The 19,414-nt window shown below is 68.8% G+C and carries 16 protein-coding genes and 2 pseudogenes; 12 read left to right on the forward strand and 6 right to left on the reverse strand.

Annotation, left to right across the window (positions count from 1 at the left end):
- Positions 1-69 precede the first annotated feature (69 nt).
- A complete protein-coding gene (locus ADBZ6K_RS11890; RefSeq protein ID WP_526346755.1) occupies positions 70-1,308 on the reverse strand; it encodes an arginine deiminase in 1,239 nt (412 codons plus the stop codon).
- A 573-nt stretch (positions 1,309-1,881) separates the two neighbouring features.
- On the opposite strand from ADBZ6K_RS11890, the gene ADBZ6K_RS11895 reads away from it, so the two are divergent.
- A complete protein-coding gene (locus tag ADBZ6K_RS11895) occupies positions 1,882-3,096 on the forward strand; it encodes a CynX/NimT family MFS transporter (RefSeq protein WP_526346757.1) in 1,215 nt (404 codons plus the stop codon).
- Between the two features lie 42 nt (positions 3,097-3,138).
- On the opposite strand, the gene dapD is transcribed toward ADBZ6K_RS11895, so the two are convergent.
- Positions 3,139-4,092 (reverse strand): 2,3,4,5-tetrahydropyridine-2,6-dicarboxylate N-succinyltransferase, encoded by a 954-nt coding sequence (dapD, locus tag ADBZ6K_RS11900; RefSeq protein ID WP_526346759.1) that lies wholly within the window; start codon positions 4,090-4,092, stop codon positions 3,139-3,141.
- A gap of 25 nt (positions 4,093-4,117) precedes the next feature.
- Here dapD and dapE point away from each other — a divergent pair, with 25 nt between their 5' ends.
- The gene (gene dapE, locus ADBZ6K_RS11905; RefSeq protein ID WP_526346761.1) at positions 4,118-5,185 is read left to right on the forward strand and encodes a succinyl-diaminopimelate desuccinylase; all 1,068 of its coding nucleotides are present in this window, start codon (positions 4,118-4,120) and stop codon (positions 5,183-5,185) included.
- 189 nt (positions 5,186-5,374) lie between these two features.
- Positions 5,375-7,012, forward strand: a complete 1,638-nt coding sequence (locus ADBZ6K_RS11910) for an ABC-F family ATP-binding cassette domain-containing protein (protein WP_526346763.1) — start codon at positions 5,375-5,377, stop codon at positions 7,010-7,012.
- Position 7,013: 1 nt separating this feature from the next.
- Here ADBZ6K_RS11910 and ADBZ6K_RS11915 read toward each other — a convergent pair whose 3' ends face one another.
- From ADBZ6K_RS11915 to ADBZ6K_RS11925, 3 genes are all read right to left on the reverse strand, one after another.
- Entirely contained in the window at positions 7,014-7,832 is an 819-nt protein-coding gene (locus tag ADBZ6K_RS11915) for a type VII secretion target (RefSeq protein ID WP_526346765.1), read from the reverse strand.
- Positions 7,829-8,332 carry an EspA/EspE family type VII secretion system effector gene (locus ADBZ6K_RS11920; protein WP_526346833.1) on the reverse strand — a complete coding sequence of 168 codons (504 nt, stop codon included), beginning with the start codon at positions 8,330-8,332 and terminating at the stop codon, positions 7,829-7,831. Before ADBZ6K_RS11920 ends, ADBZ6K_RS11915 begins: the two co-directional genes overlap by 4 nt.
- A 117-nt stretch (positions 8,333-8,449) precedes the next feature.
- On the reverse strand, positions 8,450-10,522 hold the full coding sequence (locus tag ADBZ6K_RS11925; protein ID WP_526346767.1) for an AAA family ATPase: 2,073 nt from the start codon (positions 10,520-10,522) through the stop codon (positions 8,450-8,452).
- Positions 10,523-10,624: 102 nt separating this feature from the next.
- Between ADBZ6K_RS11925 and log the strand changes: the two genes are divergently transcribed.
- The 8 genes and pseudogenes from log to ADBZ6K_RS11965 all read left to right on the forward strand — a co-directional run bounded on the left by log (position 10,625) and on the right by ADBZ6K_RS11965 (position 16,843).
- Positions 10,625-11,200, forward strand: a complete 576-nt coding sequence (log, locus tag ADBZ6K_RS11930) for a cytokinin riboside 5'-monophosphate phosphoribohydrolase (protein ID WP_526346769.1) — start codon at positions 10,625-10,627, stop codon at positions 11,198-11,200.
- 77 nt (positions 11,201-11,277) lie between these two features.
- On the forward strand, positions 11,278-13,059 hold the full coding sequence (gene fadD6, locus ADBZ6K_RS11935; protein WP_526346771.1) for a long-chain-acyl-CoA synthetase FadD6: 1,782 nt from the start codon (positions 11,278-11,280) through the stop codon (positions 13,057-13,059).
- Positions 13,060-13,109: 50 nt separating this feature from the next.
- A complete protein-coding gene (locus tag ADBZ6K_RS11940; RefSeq protein WP_526346773.1) occupies positions 13,110-13,337 on the forward strand; it encodes a hypothetical protein in 228 nt (75 codons plus the stop codon).
- Positions 13,338-13,449: 112 nt separating this feature from the next.
- Positions 13,450-14,416 (forward strand): annotated as a pseudogene (gene folP, locus ADBZ6K_RS11945) (dihydropteroate synthase).
- A gap of 14 nt (positions 14,417-14,430) precedes the next feature.
- Positions 14,431-15,375, forward strand: coding sequence for a glucosyl-3-phosphoglycerate synthase (locus tag ADBZ6K_RS11950; protein ID WP_526346835.1), 945 nt, complete (start codon positions 14,431-14,433; stop codon positions 15,373-15,375).
- A gap of 116 nt (positions 15,376-15,491) precedes the next feature.
- Positions 15,492-15,857 (forward strand): DivIVA domain-containing protein, encoded by a 366-nt coding sequence (locus ADBZ6K_RS11955; protein WP_526346775.1) that lies wholly within the window; start codon positions 15,492-15,494, stop codon positions 15,855-15,857.
- Positions 15,854-16,450: pseudogene (locus tag ADBZ6K_RS11960) on the forward strand (DNA-3-methyladenine glycosylase I); the annotation flags it as partial. The gene ADBZ6K_RS11955 and the pseudogene ADBZ6K_RS11960, both read left to right, overlap by 4 nt.
- A 225-nt stretch (positions 16,451-16,675) precedes the next feature.
- Entirely contained in the window at positions 16,676-16,843 is a 168-nt protein-coding gene (locus tag ADBZ6K_RS11965) for a DUF3117 domain-containing protein (RefSeq protein ID WP_003931055.1), read from the forward strand.
- A 9-nt stretch (positions 16,844-16,852) separates the two neighbouring features.
- Here the strand turns inward: ADBZ6K_RS11965 and glgA are convergent, their stop codons facing one another.
- Positions 16,853-18,028: a glycogen synthase gene (glgA, locus tag ADBZ6K_RS11970; RefSeq protein WP_526346777.1), complete on the reverse strand. Its 1,176-nt coding sequence runs from the start codon at positions 18,026-18,028 to the stop codon at positions 16,853-16,855.
- Positions 18,029-18,191: 163 nt separating this feature from the next.
- Between glgA and glgC the strand changes: the two genes are divergently transcribed.
- Complete coding sequence (glgC, locus tag ADBZ6K_RS11975) at positions 18,192-19,406, forward strand: glucose-1-phosphate adenylyltransferase (protein ID WP_526346779.1); 1,215 nt, start codon at positions 18,192-18,194, stop codon at positions 19,404-19,406.
- Positions 19,407-19,414: the final 8 nt, after the last annotated feature.

The raw sequence follows: 19,414 nt of genomic DNA on the forward strand, positions 1-19,414 counted from the left end.
GCGTCTGCACGCCGACACGCCGCTGCGGGCGTCCAAATGTGCACGCTCGCGGCAGGTGACCAGGGGAGGTCACCAATCCAGGGGTTCGCGGATGATCGGGCAGGTCATGCAGTGCCCGCCGCCGCGGCCGCGGCCGAGTTCGGCGCCGACGATGGTGATGACCTCGACGCCGGCCTTGCGCAGCAGGGAGTTGGTGTGGGTGTTGCGGTCGTAGGCGAACACCACACCCGGCTCGACGGCCACCAGGTTGTTGCCGCTGTCCCACTGCTGGCGCTCCGAGTCGTACTTGGTGCCACCGGTTTCGACCACCCGCAACGCCGGCAGGCCGAGTGCGGCGGCCACCACCTCGACGAACGGCTTGGTCTCCTCGATGACGTCGAGGCCGGGGTCGGCGTCGCTGGGCACCAGGGTGAAGGGCGTGATGTTGTCCACGATCTCGGGGTAGGTGGTCACCACGTCGCGGTCGGCGAAGGTGAACACGGTGTCCAGGTGCATGGCGGCGCGCAGCTTCGGCATGCCGGCCACGATGACCCGTTCGGCGGCGTTCTGCTCGAACAGCCGCGAGGCGACCTGGGTGATCGCCTGACGCGACGTGCGCTCGCTCATCCCGATCAGCACCACGCCGTTGCCGGGGACCAACACATCGCCGCCCTCGATGGTGGCCATCCCCCACGACTTCTCCGGGTCGCCCCACCACACCGTGGAGCCGACGAAATCCGGATGGAATTCGTAGATGGCCTTCATCAACAGGGTTTCGTCGTGGCGGGCCGGCCAGAACAACGGATTGAGCGTCAAACCGCCGTAGATCCAGCAGGTGGTGTCGCGCGTGTAGAGGGTGTTGGGCAGCGGCGGCATCAGATAGCCGGGATCCTCGAGCGCGAGGGCGCGGTAACCGGACGTGATGTCCGCGGGCAGATCGCGGATCGACATGCCGCCGATGAGCAACTCGGCCAGCCGGCGCGCCTGCAGCGATTCCAGGAAGCCGCGGGTGTCGTCGACCAGCCCCAGCCCTACCTCGTTGGGCACGATCTTTCGGTCCAGCAGCCAGGCCTTGGCCTCGGGGATGGCCACGGTTTCGGTAAGCAGGTTGTGCAGCTCGATGACCTCGACCCCGCGGTCGCGCATCTTGTCCATGAAGTCGTAATGATCGCGGCGGGCGTTCTGCACCCACAACACGTCATCGAACAACAGGTCGTCGCAATTGGTGGGGGTCAACCGCTCATGGGCCAGCCCCGGCGAGCACACCAGCACCTTCCGCAGCACACCCACCTCGGAATGCACGCCGTAACCCGCAGACGCATCAGTCATCGCAGTCCCTTCCCCTTCTAGAGCTGGATCGCACCGGTGGCCAGTGATACCACATCGTCGAGCGCGCCGAACATCAATGATTCCGAACAACACGGCCTTCGCGGGCGTGAATGCGCGCACACCACGTCGCCGGCGCGCAACGATATACGGCGCCGCGCCCGCCGCGAACCAATGCAGGACAGCATCGGGTGATCTCAGCCGGCCGCATACACAGGGAACAGGGTGTAGCTGGTGAGCACCGAGAGTATGACGCCGACTCTGATGACGATCGAACCCACTGCCCGGCAATTGATTCGAGCACCGAGGCAATCGAAGGCTAGTCGACGGTGGCGAGTTCGGACGGCGGCATCACGCCATAGGCAGTGCGACGCATATGAAAGCCGATAGGACAGAACGGAATCCGATCGCTGTTTGCGCACGCTCGCGGACGAAACCGTCGACCAGCGCATCCATCCCGAACAGCGCCAGAGGGGCAGCGATGAGACCCGCGAGCGTCACCCGTTACCAGCGCGACGCGCCCACGCGGCAGGGCGTGGCTCTCCCGCGCGCGATACCCGAGTAAAGTCCACTGAAATGCGTTGGTGTGACAAGAGTTCCGCGCCGGTGCGGGCGACGTCCACCGTGCTCGCGGCCGTGGCAATCATGCTGGTCTCGGCCAATCTGCGTCCCGCGGTCGTCGCGGTGGCTCCCCTCGTGGACGACATCAGAGCGACGACGGGGTGGAGCAGCGCGATCACCGGTCTGCTGACCACGCTGCCGGTGCTGGTGTTCGGCCTGGCGGCCCCGGTCGGGCCGCGCGTCGCGGCGCGCATCGGTATCGAACGCACCGTGTTTGCCGCGCTGGTGGTCCTGATCGCCGGCATCCTCATCCGTCTCGACCCGCAGCCGGTCGCCCTGTTCGGTGGTTCGATCGCGGTGGGAGCCGGGATCGGCGTGTGCAATGTGGTGTTGCCCGCCTTGATCAAACGCGATTTCGAGCACCGCTCCGGGCTGATGACCGGTCTGTACTCGATGACGTTGTCCGGTGGTGCGGCGGTCGCGGCGGGCCTGACCGTGCCGATCAACCACGCTGTCGGCGGTCACTGGCCATTGGCGCTGGCGTCGTGGGCGGTGCCTGCCGGTGTCGCGCTGATCGTCTGGATTCCCCAGTTGCGCTACGTCCACCTCGCGGGCCGCAGCGAACCGGGCGCGCAGTTGTGGCGCAACCCGATCGCGTGGTCGATCACCGTGTTCATGGCCGCGCAGTCACTCGTGTTCTACACGTTCGCCGCGTGGTTGCCGCAGTACCTGATCGACGACCGCGGGATGGCGCCGGCGGCGGCGGGAGCGGTGCTGGCGGCGGGGCAGATCGCGGCGCTGCTGACGTCGCTGATCACGCCCGTCGTCGCAGGCCGGTTCGCCGGCCAGCGGCTGATCAGCGGGCTGGCGGTGCTCGCATGCGCCGCCGGTTTCGTCGGCCTGCTCGTCACGGATCATTGGCCGGTGCTGTGGGTCGTCCTCGTAATGAGCGGCCCTGGCGCCTCGATCAGCCTGGCGCTGCTGTTCATGGTGCTGCGAAGCGCATCGACGGCCCAGACCGGCCAGGTTTCGGGTATGGCGCAGAGCGTCGGCTACCTGCTCGCCGCGGCGGGCCCGGTGGCCATCGGCGGCCTTCGCGATGCCACGGGGTCATGGACGCTGGCCATGGCCGTACTCGGGCTGGCGCTCATCCCGCAGGCGGCAGCGGCGATGGTCGCCGGACGCGACAACACGATGTCCACAGGACAAAGGGTTCCACCGGCGTGCTGACTTCTCACCCTGTGCCGCATTGCGTCTGGCGTGACAGTCGCGTCAGTTGGCGTGCAGCGCCTCGTTGAGGGTGATACCTGTGCCGTCGCGGCGCACCACTTCGACCCCGCCGGTCAGCGAATTGCGGCGGAACAGAAGGTTGTTGGCGCCGGAGAGCTCACGTGCCTTGACGGTCTCTCCGTCGGCCGTGCGCACCTTGGTGCCCGCGGTGAGATACAGCCCGGCCTCGACGACGCAATCGTCGCCCAGCGAGATACCCACGCCCGCGTTGGCGCCGAGCAGGCAGCGCTTCCCGATGGAGATGACCTCCTTGCCGCCGCCCGACAGGGTGCCCATGATCGATGCCCCGCCGCCGACGTCGGAGCCGTCGTCGACCACCACACCCGCCGAGATGCGACCCTCCACCATCGACGTTCCCAGCGTGCCCGCGTTGAAGTTGACGAAGCCCTCGTGCATCACCGTCGTGCCCGGCGCCAGATGCGCACCAAGGCGCACCCGGTCGGCATCGGCGATCCGCACACCCGTCGGCGTGACGTAGTCGACCATCCTGGGGAATTTGTCGATCCCGAACACCGTCACCGGCCCGCGCTTGCGCAGCCGGGCCCGAACCGCCTCGAAGCCGTCGACTGCGCACGGACCGTAGTTGGTCCAGACCACGTTCGCCAGCACCCCGAAGATGCCGTCCATGCTGGCCTCGTGGGGCTTGATCAGCCGGTGCGACAGCAGGTGCAGGCGCAGGTAGGCGTCGTAGGTGTCGGCGGGCTTGTCCTGCAGCGAGGCGATGGTGGTGCGCACCAGGACGGTTTCCACGTCGCGGTCCTCGTCCGGCCCGGCCAGCACGGCCAGCTGTTCGGGCACCTCGGCGACCGACAACCGCACCGTCGCCGAATCGTCGTCGGCGCCGAGCTCCGGCGCGGGGAACCACACATCCAGGACCGTTCCGTCGGCGGCAAGGGTCGCAAGGCCGATACCGCCGGCTCCTACAGCAGAAGTCACGCGGGTAAGACTAGCCTCGATCCCCATGGGGCTGGATCTGCACGGTGACCCGATCGCGTTGACCGCGGCGCTCGTCGACATCCCCAGCGAATCGGGCGACGAGGCGCGCATCGCGGGGGAGATCGAGACCGCGCTGCGGCAGCAGACGGTGGGCTTCGAGATCTTGCGCAGCGGCAACGCGGTGCTGGCCAGGACCAATCTGGGCCGACCGTCGCGGGTCATGCTGGCCGGGCACATCGACACCGTCCCCGCGGCCGACAACGTGCCGAGCACCATCGTCGGCGGCGAACTGTACGGATGCGGCACCTCGGACATGAAGTCCGGCGACGCCGTATTCCTGCACCTGGCCGCGACGATTCCCGACCCGGCCCACGACCTCACCGTGGTGATGTACGACTGCGAGGAGATCGAGGCCAGCGCAAACGGCTTGGGCCGCATCGAACGGGACCTGCCCGACTGGTTGCGCGCCGACGTCGCCATCCTCGGTGAGCCGTCGGGCGGCATGATCGAGGCGGGCTGCCAGGGCACGCTGCGGGTGGTGGTCAGCGCGGCGGGCACCCGAGCGCATTCGGCACGATCGTGGCTGGGCGACAACGCCATTCACAAACTGGGTGCGGTGCTCGACCGGCTGGCCGGCTACCGGGCGCGGGAGGTGGACATCGACGGGTGTGTGTACCGCGAGGGGCTCTCGGCGGTGCGCATCGAGGGCGGAATCGCGGGCAACGTCATCCCCGACGCCGCGGCGCTGACGGTGAACTTCCGCTTCGCCCCGGACCGCAGCGTCGAACAGGCGCTGGCCCACGTGCACGAGGTGTTCGGCGGCCTCGACGTGCAGATCATCCAGACCGACGCCGCGCCGGGAGCCCTGCCCGGACTGAGCGAGCCGGCCGCCGCGGCGCTGGTCGCGGCCGCCGGGGGACAGGTCCGCGCGAAGTTCGGCTGGACCGACGTCGCGCGGTTCGCCGCGCTGGGTATTCCCGCGGTCAACTTCGGCCCCGGTGACCCGAACATGGCGCACAAGGTCGACGAGCGGGTCGCGGTGGATCAGATCTCGGCGGCCACGCAGATGCTGCGGGACTATTTATCGCGTTGACGGCGTCGGTACCCTGAAGACCGCGAGTGAGCGACGAGTGAAGGTGGGCTGACGACATGTGGGGAGACGACGACATCTCCGGGTGACCCCCGAATGTCGCACTCAACCCATCCCGTCGTTTCGTGTCTGCGCCCGTCGTGCGTGTTCGGCCGCGTGGTGCAGCCGCTCCTCGAAGAGAGCCCTTCGCGCATGTCCCACATCGTGTTTTCCCATGTGTCGTTCGCCTGGCCCGACGACACGCCGCTGTTCACCGACCTGTCCTTCACCGTGCCCGGTGGGCGAACCGGCCTGGTCGCCCCCAACGGCGCAGGTAAGAGCACGCTGCTCAAGCTGATCACAGGCGAATACCGGCCCACCGCGGGGACGGTGACGGTCGACGGCACGTGTGGCTATCTGCCCCAACACCTTCCGTTCCTGGCGGACGCCCTCGCGGTGAACCACACCGTCGCCGACGTCCTCGGCATCGCTCCCGTCATCGCAGCGCTGGAGCGGCTGGCGGCCGGTGATGCCGACAACGACGTGTTCACCGCGATCGGCGACGACTGGGACATCGAGGAACGGACCCGCGCCCAACTGGACCGGGTCGGCCTCGACGGCCTGGATCTGGGCCGTCGGCTGGGCACACTGTCCGGAGGCGAGGTCATCTCGCTCGGGCTCGCCGCGCAACTGTTGACGCGACCCGACGTGCTGCTTCTCGACGAGCCGACGAACAACCTCGATCTCCGAGCGCGGCGACGACTCTACGACGCCCTCGACGAGTTTCCCGGCACCCTCCTGGTGGTCAGCCACGACCGTGCGCTGCTGGACCGGATGGGGCGGATCGCCGAGCTGCACCGCGGCGAGATGTCCTTCTACGGATCTGATTTCACCGGCTATCGGCAGGCGGTCGAGGCTGCGAGGAAACTCGCCGAGAACAACGTACGCCACGCCGAGCAACAGCTCCGGCGCGAGAAGCGCCAGATGCAGGAGGCCAGGGAGCGGGCGGCGCGCCGGTCGAGCAACGCCGCGCGCAAGGTCAAGGATGCGGGGCTGCCGCGGATCGTGGCCGGCCAGCTCGAACGCAACGCCCAGGAATCGGCCGCCCGTGCCGACGACGTCCACGCCGACAGGGTCGGGATCGCCAGGGCCAGACTCGAGGACGCCGAACGTGAACTGCGCGACGACGACGCGATCGCGCTTGACCTGCCGGGCACCGCCGTTCCGCCCGGCCGCACGCTGTTCACCTGTGCGGGCGTGCAGATCTGCCGCGGCGGCCGCAACGTGTTCGCGGGCAACGGTATCGACCTGAGTATCCGTGGCCCGGAGCGGGTTGCGCTGACGGGCCGAAACGGCGCGGGCAAGTCGACGCTGTTGCGGGTCATCGCCGGAGGGCTGCAGCCCGATGCCGGCAGCGTCGGGCGCTCGGACGGCAGGGTCGCGTATCTGTCGCAGCGGCTTGACCTGCTCGATCCGGATCACATGGATCACACTGTGGCCGAGAGCTTCGCGGCGTACGCACCTGGCCTGACCCATACCCGGCGGATGCATCTGCTGGCGCGATTTCTGTTCCAGGGAGCCAGGATTCACCTTCCGTTCGGGGCGCTGTCCGGCGGCGAGCGGCTGCGCGCGACGCTGGCGTGTGTGCTGTACGCCGAACCCGCCCCCCAGCTGCTTCTGCTCGACGAGCCGACGAACAACCTCGACCTCGTCAGCGTCGGCCAGTTGACGTCGGCGCTGAACGCCTACCGGGGGGCGTTCGTCGTGGTGAGCCACGACGAACGGTTCCTCGACGAGATCGGTGTGCAGCGACGGCTGGTGCTGGCCGATGGCCGGGTGACGGAGTCGTGAGCTACCCGGCCGGCCGGGTCGGGGCAGGCCTCGCCCGGTGCGGTGCTTCGGCCGCGGGGTCCGTCGACTCCGTTGGTGGCACCCCGGGTGTGCGCACGGCATCCGGCCGGTCGCCGGGGCCCGCCTCGTCGCTGCGGTCGGTCTCCTCGCCGGGCACGCGGTCGTCGGGACCGTCCTCGTGGTCGTTGCGGTCATCGCGGTCTTCGAGGTCTGCGTCGGGCCGGTCACCCAAGGTCGCGCCCTCGGTGAGGTCGTCCGCGGATTCGACCACCGGCTGGCCGGCCTGGGCCAGCATCTGCGCCAGCTGCTGGGGCAACTGCTGCAGTGGCTGCGCGATGGCCTGAAACGGAGCCAGTGCCGCCTGAGCGGCCAACTGGCCAGCCTGGGCGACCTGCTGGCCGATCTGACCGGCGAGCTGCCCCGCCATCTCGGCACCCCCGGCGGGTTGTGCCGACGGTGCCGTGGCCGTCGGCGCGGCGGCCGCCGGTGCGACGGGCGCCGCGCCGCCATTCTCGATCGCGTCCGCCGCCGCCCGCAGCGCGGCCGAACCGCGCTGGTCCCCGCGCTCGTAGGCCTGCGCCGCCCGCAGCAGCAGGTCGGAAAGTCGGTTACCGCTGCGGGAGGTGGTCTCCAGCGCGTCGCGCCGTACACCCAGCGCGTCGGCCAGCGCGGCGCTGACGGCCGACGCAATCGGCCCGTGGGTGGCCTCCACCCCCGCGGCGTCACCGACGGGCACCGCGGCCAGCCCCTCGGCCACCTGAGCGTGGGTCTGCGCGAATTCCCGCAGGCCATCGGTCTGGACGAACAGCGATTCGGTCATTTCGGGTCCCGCCGTACCTGTGCGGTCAGCGCCGCGTAGTCGGCGCCGAGGCCGCGGAGCGTCTCGCCGATCCTGCCGAGTTCGGCGTCGGATCTCTTTACGATGCCGCCGACCCGGGTGATGCCCGTCCGCACCACGGGGTAGAGCATGAGCTCGCCCTGCGCCGTGCGGGGCAGCGTCGCGGCGATGTCGGTCACCCAGGTGCGGACGGCCTCGAGGTCCGCGCGACCGGCGGTCACCACCGCGGCGGCGCGGTCGATCTCTGCACGCATCCGCTGGTCCAGGCCGGCCAGTTCGGTCAGGGCATCGCCGTGATCGGTGGTGGCCCGGCGATAGGCCTGCGCGGCGGCGCCCGTCCACCGCGTGCCGGGGGCCGCCAGTTCGAGGGTGCTCCGCAGGCCGGTGATCCTATCGCTGCCGTCGAACCGTCCGCCGGATTCGGGGTCGCCCGTCCCGAACGTCTGGCGCGCGCCGGACCATGCCGACAGGAACGCGTCCATCACAGCCACTGCAACTCCCCTCACCCGCATCAATGCTAAGGGCGCGGGCGTAACCGCTTCGACGGCAAATTTCGCGGCGGCCGTATCCGATCGGTTCGTCGTCCCGTTGGGTCGCGGTCAGATCGACGTGCGCAGCCGGGTCGCCTGGGCCGTCGCGCAGGCCGCGGCGGCGCCAAAGCCGGCCGTGGCGAACCGGGCCGCGACGGCGTCGAGGCCGGCGCTGTCACCCTCCGCCAGCGCGCGTCCGTGATCGGTTGCCAGGATGGCGAATTCGCAGTCGACGCCCAGCCCGGCGATACGCTCGCCGGCGCGGGTGTCGCCGAGCCGGATCGCGTCGTGCAGGGCCCGCAACGCGACCGCGTGCTGACCGCCGCGTTCCGCGGTGGTAGCGGCGTCGCGCGCCGAAGCGATCGCGCCGTGCGCGTCCCCCCGCGCCGACAGGGTCCAGGCCCGGGCCAGGGCAAGCTCCGGTGCGAACAGCATCGACTTCAGGCCGTGCCGGGATTCGGCGCGGGACAACGCTTTTCCCGCCTCCACCAGGGCGCCCTCCATGGCCAGGGCGCGGGCCAGGAGCATCGAAGCGAGCGGTCCCCATGAATAGCCCGTCGGCGCCAGCACCGCTGCCGCCTCGCGCAGCAGCCGCACGGCACCGGGCAGGCCGCCGCGTTCGAGCATCACGTCGGCGACCAGAAGCTGGCCGATCGCCCGACCCGGCTGACGCAGCTGGGCGAAATCGGTGAGCCGTTGCGCCAGTTCCTGCGCCAGATCCGGCCGCCCCGTCAGCAGCAACGCGGTGGTCTGGCCGAACCCGCTGGTGAATCTCAGCAGGCCGGGATGTCCGGCCGCGATCGAGCGCTGCGCCAGTGCATCGACGTCGGCGAACCGGCCCATCCGTGCGCAGCTGAGCGCCGCGGACGCGGCCGCCCAGCCGACTGCGGTGTCGTCGGCGGCGGTTGAGGACAGCACCTCGGTGGCGATATCCATTGCCCGGCTGAGGTTCCCGGCGTTCATGGCCAGGGTGGCGGCCAATGCGTCGAGGGTGATCCGGGCGGCGGGGGAGGACACCCGGTTGCGGATGGCGTGCAGGAAGGCGGTGGCCCGCTCCGGCTCGGAGAGCATCCAGAACTGGTTGGCCGCCCGCGGCAGTGCCCACGCCATCAGCTGGTCCTCGGTCAGCCCGGTGGGGTCCACCTCGGCCAGTACCGCGTCGGCCTCCCGGCCTCGGCCCTGCCAGGCCAGCGCGTGGGCGAGCGCCAACCGGGCCGGGAAGCCGCCGGACCGCGCGATCGCGGCGCGCCCGAGCCGCTCGGCGAGTTCGAGGTCGCCGAGCCGAAGCGCATCGTCTGCGGCGGCGACCACGTCGTGCACCGGTTGTGGGCTGTCGCTGCCGAGCGCCAGCACCGCCAGGCGCAGCCGTGCGATGACGCCCTCGCGGCGGCGTGCGGCGAGGCGGTCGACGAGGGCGGTGCGCAGCCGCCGCAGCGCCGCCGGGCCCAGCTGCTCACGGACCGCACCGGTGTAGCGGGGATGCGCCGAGCGGCTCAGCCCGTCTTCGGTGACGACGACGCCATTCACCTCGGCCAGTGCGACGGCGTCCTGGCCGGCCAGCGCCACCAGGTCGGTCGCGGGAAGCGGTTCCTGAACCGCGAGGTACTCCAGCGCCGCCCGTGCCCGGTCGGGCAGCCCGTTGAGCACATCGCGGATGTGCGCATCGAACCTGGAACGTCCGCCGACGTCGATCCGTGGCAGCAGATCGTCCTGCCATATTGCCGAAATGCCTTGTGGAACAGCGGATTCAGCATCCACGATGAGGATCATCCTGGTCGCGCCCGCGGCCGCCAACTGATAGAGCAGCGACGCGGACAACGGATCCATCAGGTTCGCGTCGTCGACGATCAGCAGTCGCCCGTCACCGAGCCGCTCGCGGGCCCTGTCGAGGACAGCGGCGGCCTTGGCACCGTCCGGCACGTCGACCATCTCCTCGAACGCGCCGAGCGGGACGGCCCGCGCCGACGGCGTCCCCGCCACCCGGCTGCAATGCCCGCCGAGGTGCGCACCCGCTGCCGCGGCCAGCTGCGTTTTACCCGCCCCAGCAGGCCCGACGAGCACCGCGCCACCGCGCTGCCGGACACCGGCCGCCAGCAGCTCCAGCGCCTTCGTCGGAGGTGCGGTCACCCACTTCACAGGCACCGCCGGATCTTATTGCCATTGCGATCGGCCCGATGCGAAAGGGTCAATTGCGCCGTCTGTACCCTCCGCGAGATATCCGGCCGCCTCGTCTAGGTTGTCGGTGTGTCCAGGCAGACCAGAGCTGAACCCGACCGCGGCTGGGCGGTGTGTGTCTACTGCGCGTCGGGTCCGATGCATCCCGAACTTCTGGAGCTGGCGGGACTCCTCGGTGTCGCGATCGCCGACCGGGGGTGGACGCTGGTCTCGGGTGGCGGCAACGTGTCGGCGATGGGGGCGATCGCGCGTGCGGTGCGGTCGGCCGACGGCCATACCGTCGGGGTGATCCCGAAGGCCCTCGTGCATCGCGAGGTGGCCGACGTCGACGCCGACGAGCTCATCGTCACCGACACCATGCGGGAACGTAAGCAGGTCATGGAGGATCGCGCCGACGCGTTCATCGCGCTGCCCGGCGGCATCGGCACCCTCGAGGAGTTCTTCGAGGCGTGGACCGCCGGGTACCTGGGCATGCACGACAAACCCGTCGTCATCCTCGATCCCATCGGGCATTACGACGGTCTGCTGACGTGGCTGCGGGGGCTGGAAGGCAGCGGCTACGTGTCCCGCAGGGCCCTCGACCGTCTGGTCGTGGTCGACGAAGTGGCGGCGGCGCTGGACGCCTGCGCACCACCGGCGCGCTGATGGATCGCTGTCACCGGGCGCGGCTAGGGTGGCAAGTGAGCCAACCGCGGAAGGTGACGCAGCCCAGTGAGCGACAGATGAGCGACCAGAATTCCGGAGTCCGCACGAGAGTCGGCCTACTCGACATCGCGACGCGGGTGCCGAGCCTGCTGCTCGACGCACCGGCCATCGTGCGCGGTGCGGTCACGGGATTTCTCGCTCGCCCCTCGGCCAAGACCTCCATCGGCAAGGTCTTCCAGGACCGTGCGGCACGGTACGGCGACCGGGTCTTCCTCAGATTCGGCGACGAAGAGGTCACGTATCAGGAGGCCAACCGGACGGCCAACAGGTACGCCGCAGCCCTTGCCGCCCGCGGTGTCGGGCACGGCGACGTCGTAGGCATAATGTTGCGCAATTCGCCGGAGTCGGTGCTGCTGATGCTGGCCGTCGTGAAATGCGGTGCGGTGGCGGGGATGTTGAACTTCCACCAGCGTGGCGAGGTGCTGGCGCACAGCATCGGCCTGCTCGGCGCCACTGCGCTGGTCACCGAGACCGACCTTGTCGAACCGATCAACGAAAGCGGAGCGGACACCAGCGGATTGCTGACCGTGGCCGAACTGCAGCGGCTGGCCGCCACAGCGCCCGCCACCAATCCGGCCACGACCGCGGCCGTGCTGGCCAAGGACAAGGCGTTCTACATCTTCACCTCGGGCACCACCGGGCTGCCCAAGGCCAGCGTGATGACGCACTACCGGTGGCTGCGGGCGCTGGCCGGGTTCGGCGGGCTCGGCATGCGGCTCACCCATAACGACACCTTGTATTGCTGCCTGCCGATGTATCACAACAACGCGCTGACGGTGGCCACCTCGTCGGCGATCAACGCCGGCGCGACGCTGGCGCTGGGACGGTCGTTCTCGGCGTCGCGGTTCTGGGACGAGGTGATCCGTCACGACGCGACGGCGTTCGTCTACATCGGCGAGGTGTGCTCCTACCTGCTCAACCAGCCGGCCAAACCCACCGATCGCCAGCACCGGGTGCGGGTGATCGCGGGTAACGGGCTGCGGCCCGCGATCTGGGACGCGTTCACCAGCCGGTTCGGCATCGAGCGGGTCTGCGAGTTCTACGCCGCCAGCGAGGGCAACACGGCGTTCGTCAACGTGCTCAACGTCGACAAGTCGACCGGGATCTGCCCCACCCCGGTCGCGTTCGTCGAGTACGACGCCGACAGCGGCGATCCCGTCCGCGGCGATGACGGACGGGTCCGCAAGGTCAAGGCCGGCCAACCGGGCCTGCTGCTGTCCAAGGTGAGCAGCTTCCAGCCGTTCGACGGCTACACCGACGCCGATGCGACCGAAAAGAAGTTGGTGCGCAACGCTTTTCGCGATGGCGATGTGTGGTTCAACACCGGCGATCTGATGCGTTCGCAGGGGTTCGGACATGCGGCTTTCACCGATCGTCTCGGCGACACCTTCCGGTGGAAGGGGGAAAATGTGGCCACCACCCAGGTGGAGGCCGCGGTGTCCTCCGACCCCGCCATCGAGGAGTGCACGGTGTTCGGGGTCGAGGTGCCCGGGTCCGGGGGTCGCGCCGGGATGGCGGCCGTCCGGCTCGCCGAGGGTGAGGAGTTCGACGGCAAGGCGCTGGCCGCGACGTTCTTCGACCATCTGCCGGGCTACGCGGTGCCGCTGTTCGTCCGCGTCGTGCCCGCGCTGGCGCACACCTCGACGTTCAAGAGCCTCAAGGGCGACCTGCGCAACCAGGGCTACGGATCCGACGTCGGCGACGCGGTCTACGTGCTGGCCGGACGCGGCGAGGGTTACGTCCCGTTCTACGTGGACTATCCCGCCGAGGTGACCGCGGGTTCACGCCCGGGCAACTGATCCGGATACGACGAAGCGGGCACCCCTCAGGTGGGGGTGCCCGCCGGCGCGTGGGTGGGGTTTTAGCGGCCGCTGTGGCGCACGGTGGTGTCGACGTGGGGGACGGTGACGGTGGGTTGGATGTCCTGGATCCAGCCGTGGTGGTCGATGTCGGCCTGGGCGGGGGCGGCGAAGCCGAACAGGCCTGCGGCCAGGGCGCCTGGGCGAACTTCTTCATGGTGATCACTCCCGGTGATGTCGTAGCGGCGGTGAAGCGGTGGTGCTTCGTGCCGGTCTGACTGTCTAAACCAGCAGGTCAGGGGATTAATTCCGGTGGCAGGAATTGATCGCCGACTGGCAGGAACCCGACAGGTTCATGGGTCCCCACCTTCGCCGAGATCTGCGTCGTGGCTGCGCTCCCGTTCGCGATCGCGACCCTGGTGTAGAAGTCGGCCACCCGCCTGGAAAGCAGGCCACCCGCCCGGACCGGCACCATGGAGGCGTGCAGTCCACCTTCTGCGGCCGCCCGGTGGCCGGCGATCGCGCCATGATCATGGCGATCGTGAACCGGACCCCGGACTCCTTCTACGATCGCGGCGCCACCTTCGCCGATGAGGCAGCCAAGGAGGCCGTCCACCGCGCCGTCGCCGCCGGGGCCGACGTCATCGACGTGGGCGGGGTGAAGGCGGGGCCGGGGGCGTCGGTCGAAGCAGAAGAGGAGATCGCCCGCGTCGTGCCGTTCATCGAGTGGCTGAGGGGTGCCTACCCCGACCAGCTGATCAGCGTGGACACCTGGCGTTCGGGTGTCGCGAAGCGGGCCTGCGCGGCGGGTGCCGACTTGATCAACGACACCTGGGCGGGAGTGGACCCCGGCCTGCCCGAGATCGCCGCCGAGTTCGAGGCGGGGCTGGTGTGCTCACATACCGGCGGTGCGGCGCCGAGAACGCGGCCGTTCCGCGTCCACTACGGCACCTCCGAAAGCGGGGTGGTGGACGACGTCATCGCGGAGGTGACCCATGCCGCCGAGCGGGCCGTAGCAATCGGGGTGGCCAGGGACCGGATCCTCATCGACCCCACTCATGATTTTGGGAAAAACACTTATCACAGTCTTATTTTGTTGCGCCACGTAAAAGTTCTTGTAAATACCGGATGGCCAGTCCTGATGGCCCTGAGCAACAAAGACTTCGTCGGGGAGACTCTGGGTGTGGGGCTGACCGAACGCCTGGAGGGCACCCTGGCCGCGACGGCACTCGCCGCGGCGGCTGGGGCGGCCATGTTCCGGGTACACGAGGTGGGACCCACTCGGCGCGTACTGGAGATGGTCGCGTCGATCCTTGGACAGCGTCCGCCGACGCGTACGGTGAGGGGACTGGCTTGACCTTGATACCTGAACTGACACCAGAGCTGGCAGGAGCGGAGGCAATCGCCAACCATCGCTGGCTGGAGGACCACAGCTGGAGCCGTCCGACGTGGACGGTCGACCAGCTGGTGGCCGCGAAAGCCGGGCGCACCGTCTCGGTGGTGTTGCCCGCGCTCAACGAGGAAGAGACCGTCGGCAGCGTCGTCGAGACCATCACACCGCTGCTCGGCGGGCTGGTCGACGAGCTGATCGTGCTGGACTCGGGTTCCACCGACGACACGGAGATCCGCGCGCTCGCCGCAGGAGCACGCGTCATCTCCCGCGAGATCGCGCTGCCCGAGATCGAGCCGCAACCCGGCAAGGGTGAGGTGCTCTGGCGGTCGCTGGCGGTCACCACCGGCGACATCGTGGTGTTCGTCGACTCCGACCTGATCGATCCCGATCCGATGTTCGTACCGAGGTTGGTGGGTCCGCTGCTCACCACCGAGGGCGTTCACCTGGTCAAGGGGTTCTACCGGCGGCCGTTGAAGGTCAGCGGCAGCGAGGACGCCAACGGCGGCGGCCGGGTCACCGAACTTGCCGCGCGCCCGTTGCTCGCCGCGCTGCGCCCCGAGCTGACGTGTCTGCTGCAGCCGCTGGGCGGGGAGTATGCGGGCACCCGCGAACTGTTGACGTCTGTGCCGTTTGCGCCCGGCTACGGCGTCGAGATCGGCCTGCTCGTCGACACCTACGACCGCCTGGGGCTAGATGCGATCGCACAGGTCAACCTGGGTGTACGGACACACCGCAACCGGCCGCTGACCGAGCTGGCCGCGATGAGCAGGCAGGTGATCGCGACCCTGCTGTCGCGATGCGGGATTCCGGACTCGGGTGTCGGGCTGACACAGTTCTTCGCCGACGGGGATGGGTACACCCCCCGCACCTCCCGGGTGTGCCTCGAGGACCGCCCGCCGATGATCACGCTGAGACCCCGATAGTCGGCTCGCCGACGGGCCCCGATAGTCGGCTCGCCGACGGGCCGACGTGGTCGGTCTGAACCGGTAGCCGGCCGCCCCGGTCGAGTCTGTCGGAGGCCTGGGGCACTATCGATGCTGTGACATTGATCCTGTTGTACCTGGTGGTGTTGATCCTGCTGGCGATCGTGCTGTTCGGTGTGGGCAGCGTGCTGTTCGGCCGCGGTGAGACGCTCCCGCCCCTGCCGAAGGCCACGACGGCGACCGTGTTGCCCGCGTCGGACGTGACCGGGGCCGACGTGGACGCCGTCAAGTTCACCCAGACCCTGCGCGGGTACAAGACCAGCGAGGTCGACTGGGTGCTCGACCGGCTGGGGCAGGAGCTCGACCAATTGCGCGGTCAGCTGGCCGCCGTGCGCTCCGGGGCCGCCGACCGCCGAACCGTCAGCGCGCCCGCCGGGGAGTACGCCGACGCCGATCCGCTAGAGGGTGGGTCGGACCAATGACGCACGCGTCCGACGATGACGGGCTGATCCGGTGCGACTGGGCCGTCGTCAGCGGATCGCGTTCTGCACACGCCGATTCCGCGCTCTACCGCGATTATCACGACAACGAATGGGGCAGGCCGCTGCGCGTATCGAGCGCCCTGTTCGAGCGTCTCAGCCTGGAGGCCTTCCAGAGCGGGCTGTCCTGGCTGATCATCCTTCGCAAACGTGACAACTTCCGCGAGGCCTTCGACAATTTCGATGCCGAATGCATTGCACGCTACGGCGACCGAGACATCGAACGCTTGATGGCCGACGCCGGAATCGTCCGCAACCGCGCGAAGATCGAGGCAACCATTGCCAACGCCCGTGCAATCGCTGAACTCGACGTGGACTTGGGCGAACTGCTGTGGTCGTTCGCACCACCCCCGCGGCCGCGGCCGGCCGACCTGTCCCAGGTGCCTGCGGTCAGTGCGGAGTCGAAGGCCATGGCCAAAGAGCTCAAACGGCGTGGGTTCGCGTTCGTGGGCCCGACCACGGCCTATGCCCTGATGCAGGCCACCGGGATGGTCGATGACCACATCGAACGCTGCTGGGTGCCCGTCGGCGACCCTGCCGCCACCGCAGGAGCCCGCCCCGGGGCGGCCGCGGCCGCCCACAGCGAACGCGAACACGCCGCGACGGGGGTCATCCAAGGGTCTTTGCACACCCACCGCCCTGGATAGGGAACAATAGGTGGAGTTCAGTAGCAGTTCAGTGCCGGGATCTGTGAACGGGTGGACAGTCTCGGCCGTGACCGGGTCCGTCCAACGGGACGACTCATGTGGAGGGAGCACTCGATGGCGGCGATGAAGCCCCGGACCGGAGACGGTCCGCTTGAAGCAACCAAGGAGGGGCGCGGCATCGTGATGCGGGTACCACTGGAGGGTGGCGGACGTCTCGTCGTTGAACTGACCCCCGAAGAGGCCGCCGCGCTCGGCGACGAGCTCAAGGGTGTGACCAGCTAGCCGTCGTTCTCAGGAGGACACTTTCCGGTAGATCTCCACGGTCTGCTCGGCGATGTGCGCCCACGAGAATTCTGCAATGCAACGCTGTCGACCGGACTGGCCGTACTGACGGGCCCTGTCCGGATCGGCAACCAGCGAGTTGACCGCTTCGGCCAGCTGGGTTTCGAACGACCGCGGATCGTCGGCATCGTAGTGGACCAGCAACCCGGTTTGTCCGTCGGCGACCACCTCCGGGATGCCTCCGACGTCGGAGGCCACCACCGCAGTCGAGCAGGCCATCGCCTCCAGGTTCACGATGCCCAACGGCTCATACACCGAAGGGCAAACGAATGTCGTTGCTGCGGAAAGGATTTCCCGTATCTTGCCGATCGGCAGCATCTCGCGAACCCAGTGAACGCCGCTGCGGACACGCTGCAGTTCCTGCACCGCGGCGGTCACCTCGGCGGCGATTTCAGGGGTGTCCGGTGCGCCCGCGCACAGCACCAGCTGCACATCTGGCGCGAAGTGGTGGGCCGCGGCGACCAGGTGCGCAACGCCCTTCTGACGGGTGATCCGCCCGACGAAGGCCACGATCGGCTTGCTTGGATCGACCCCCAGTTCGGCGAGCACCGACTCACCGGGTTGTGGCTGGGCGGGATACCACACCTCGGTGTCGATGCCGTTGCGCACCACGTGCACCCGGTTCGGGTCGAGCGCGGGATAGGTCCGCAGGACGTCGTCGCGCATACCGGAACTGACCGCGATCACGGCGTCGGCGGCCTCGACCGCGGTGCGCTCCACCCACGACGACACGCGGTAACCGCCGCCCAGTTGCTCGGCCTTCCACGGTCGCATCGGTTCAAGCGAATGCGCGGTCAGCACATGTGGAATGCCGTACAGCAGCGCGCTCAGGTGACCCGCCAGCCCGGTGTACCACGTGTGCGAATGCACGACGGTGGCTTCCCGGCCGGGAACGGACGCACCGTTGACCATGTTCAGGTCGGCGGATAGCGTCGACAGCGCGGGATTGGCGCCCTTCAACGCCGGGTCGGGCTGGTGGACGAAGGCGTCGGTACGCGGCGCCCCCATGCAGTGCACGTCGACCTCGCAGAGGTGACGTAGTTGAGTCACCAGTTCCGTGACGTGTACGCCCGCTCCGCCGTACACCTCGGGTGGATACTCCCGCGTCATCATCGCCACTCGCATGCGTACGACCGTAGTTGGCGCACGGCGCCACCGCAGGCGAGTTGGCAATGCGGTCTCAGCGATGCGGGCGCGGCCCAAATTCCTTGATGGAAGGCCCTATCGATGTCGTCATCAATCGCGTCAATGGCTGGCCCTGGTGCGTGCCGCCGGATAGGTTTGAACCATGAGGGAGTTGCCACATGTGCTGGGCATTGTCCTGGCGGGCGGGGAGGGCAAGCGGCTGTATCCGCTGACCGCGGATCGTGCCAAGCCGGCGGTTCCCTTCGGCGGTGCCTACCGGCTCATCGATTTCGTGCTTTCGAATCTCGTGAACGCCCGATATCTGCGAATCTGCGTACTCACGCAGTACAAGTCGCATTCGCTGGACCGCCACATCAGCCAGAACTGGCGGCTGAGCGGGTTGGCCGGCGAGTACATCACGCCGGTGCCCGCCCAGCAGCGGCTCGGCCCGCGGTGGTACACCGGTTCGGCCGACGCGATCTACCAGTCGCTGAACCTCATTTATGACGAGGATCCGGACTACATCATCATTTTCGGTGCCGACCACGTGTACCGGATGGACCCCGAGCAGATGCTGAAGTTCCACGTCGACAGCGGCGCGGGGGCGACGGTTGCGGGCATCCGGGTGCCGCGCGCGGAGGCCTCCGCGTTCGGTTGTATCGATGCCAACGAGTCGGGCCGGATCCGCAAGTTCGTCGAGAAGCCCGCCGATCCGCCGGGCACACCCGACGATCCGGAGCAGACGTTCGTGTCGATGGGCAACTACATCTTCACCACCAAGGTGCTGATCGACGCGATCCGCGCCGACGCCGACGACGACGATTCCGACCACGACATGGGTGGGGACATCATTCCGCGGCTGGTCTCCGACGGCATGGCCGCGGTATACGACTTCAGCGACAACGAGGTTCCGGGCGCCACCGAACGCGATCACGGGTACTGGCGCGACGTCGGCACGCTCGACGCGTTCTACGACGCGCACATGGATCTGGTGTCGGTGCATCCGGTCTTCAACCTGTACAACAAGCGCTGGCCGATCCGCGGCGAGTCGGAGAATCTGGCGCCGGCGAAGTTCGTCAACGGCGGTTCGGCGCAGGAATCGGTGGTCGGCGCGGGCAGCATCATTTCCGCGGCGTCCGTTCGCAATTCGGTGCTGTCCTCCAATGTGGTCGTCGACGACGGGGCGATCGTGGAGGGCAGCGTCATCATGCCCGGAACGCGCGTCGGACGCGGTGCCGTGGTGCGGCACGCGATCCTGGACAAGAACGTCGTCGTCGGACCGGGCGAGATGGTCGGCGTCGATCTAGAGAAGGACAGGGAACGTTTCGCGATCAGCGCGGGCGGTGTCGTCGCGGTCGGCAAGGGCGTCTGGATCTGACTCGCCGG

Source organism: Mycobacterium sp. (assembly GCF_044223235.1).
Taxonomy (GTDB): domain Bacteria; phylum Actinomycetota; class Actinomycetes; order Mycobacteriales; family Mycobacteriaceae; genus Mycobacterium.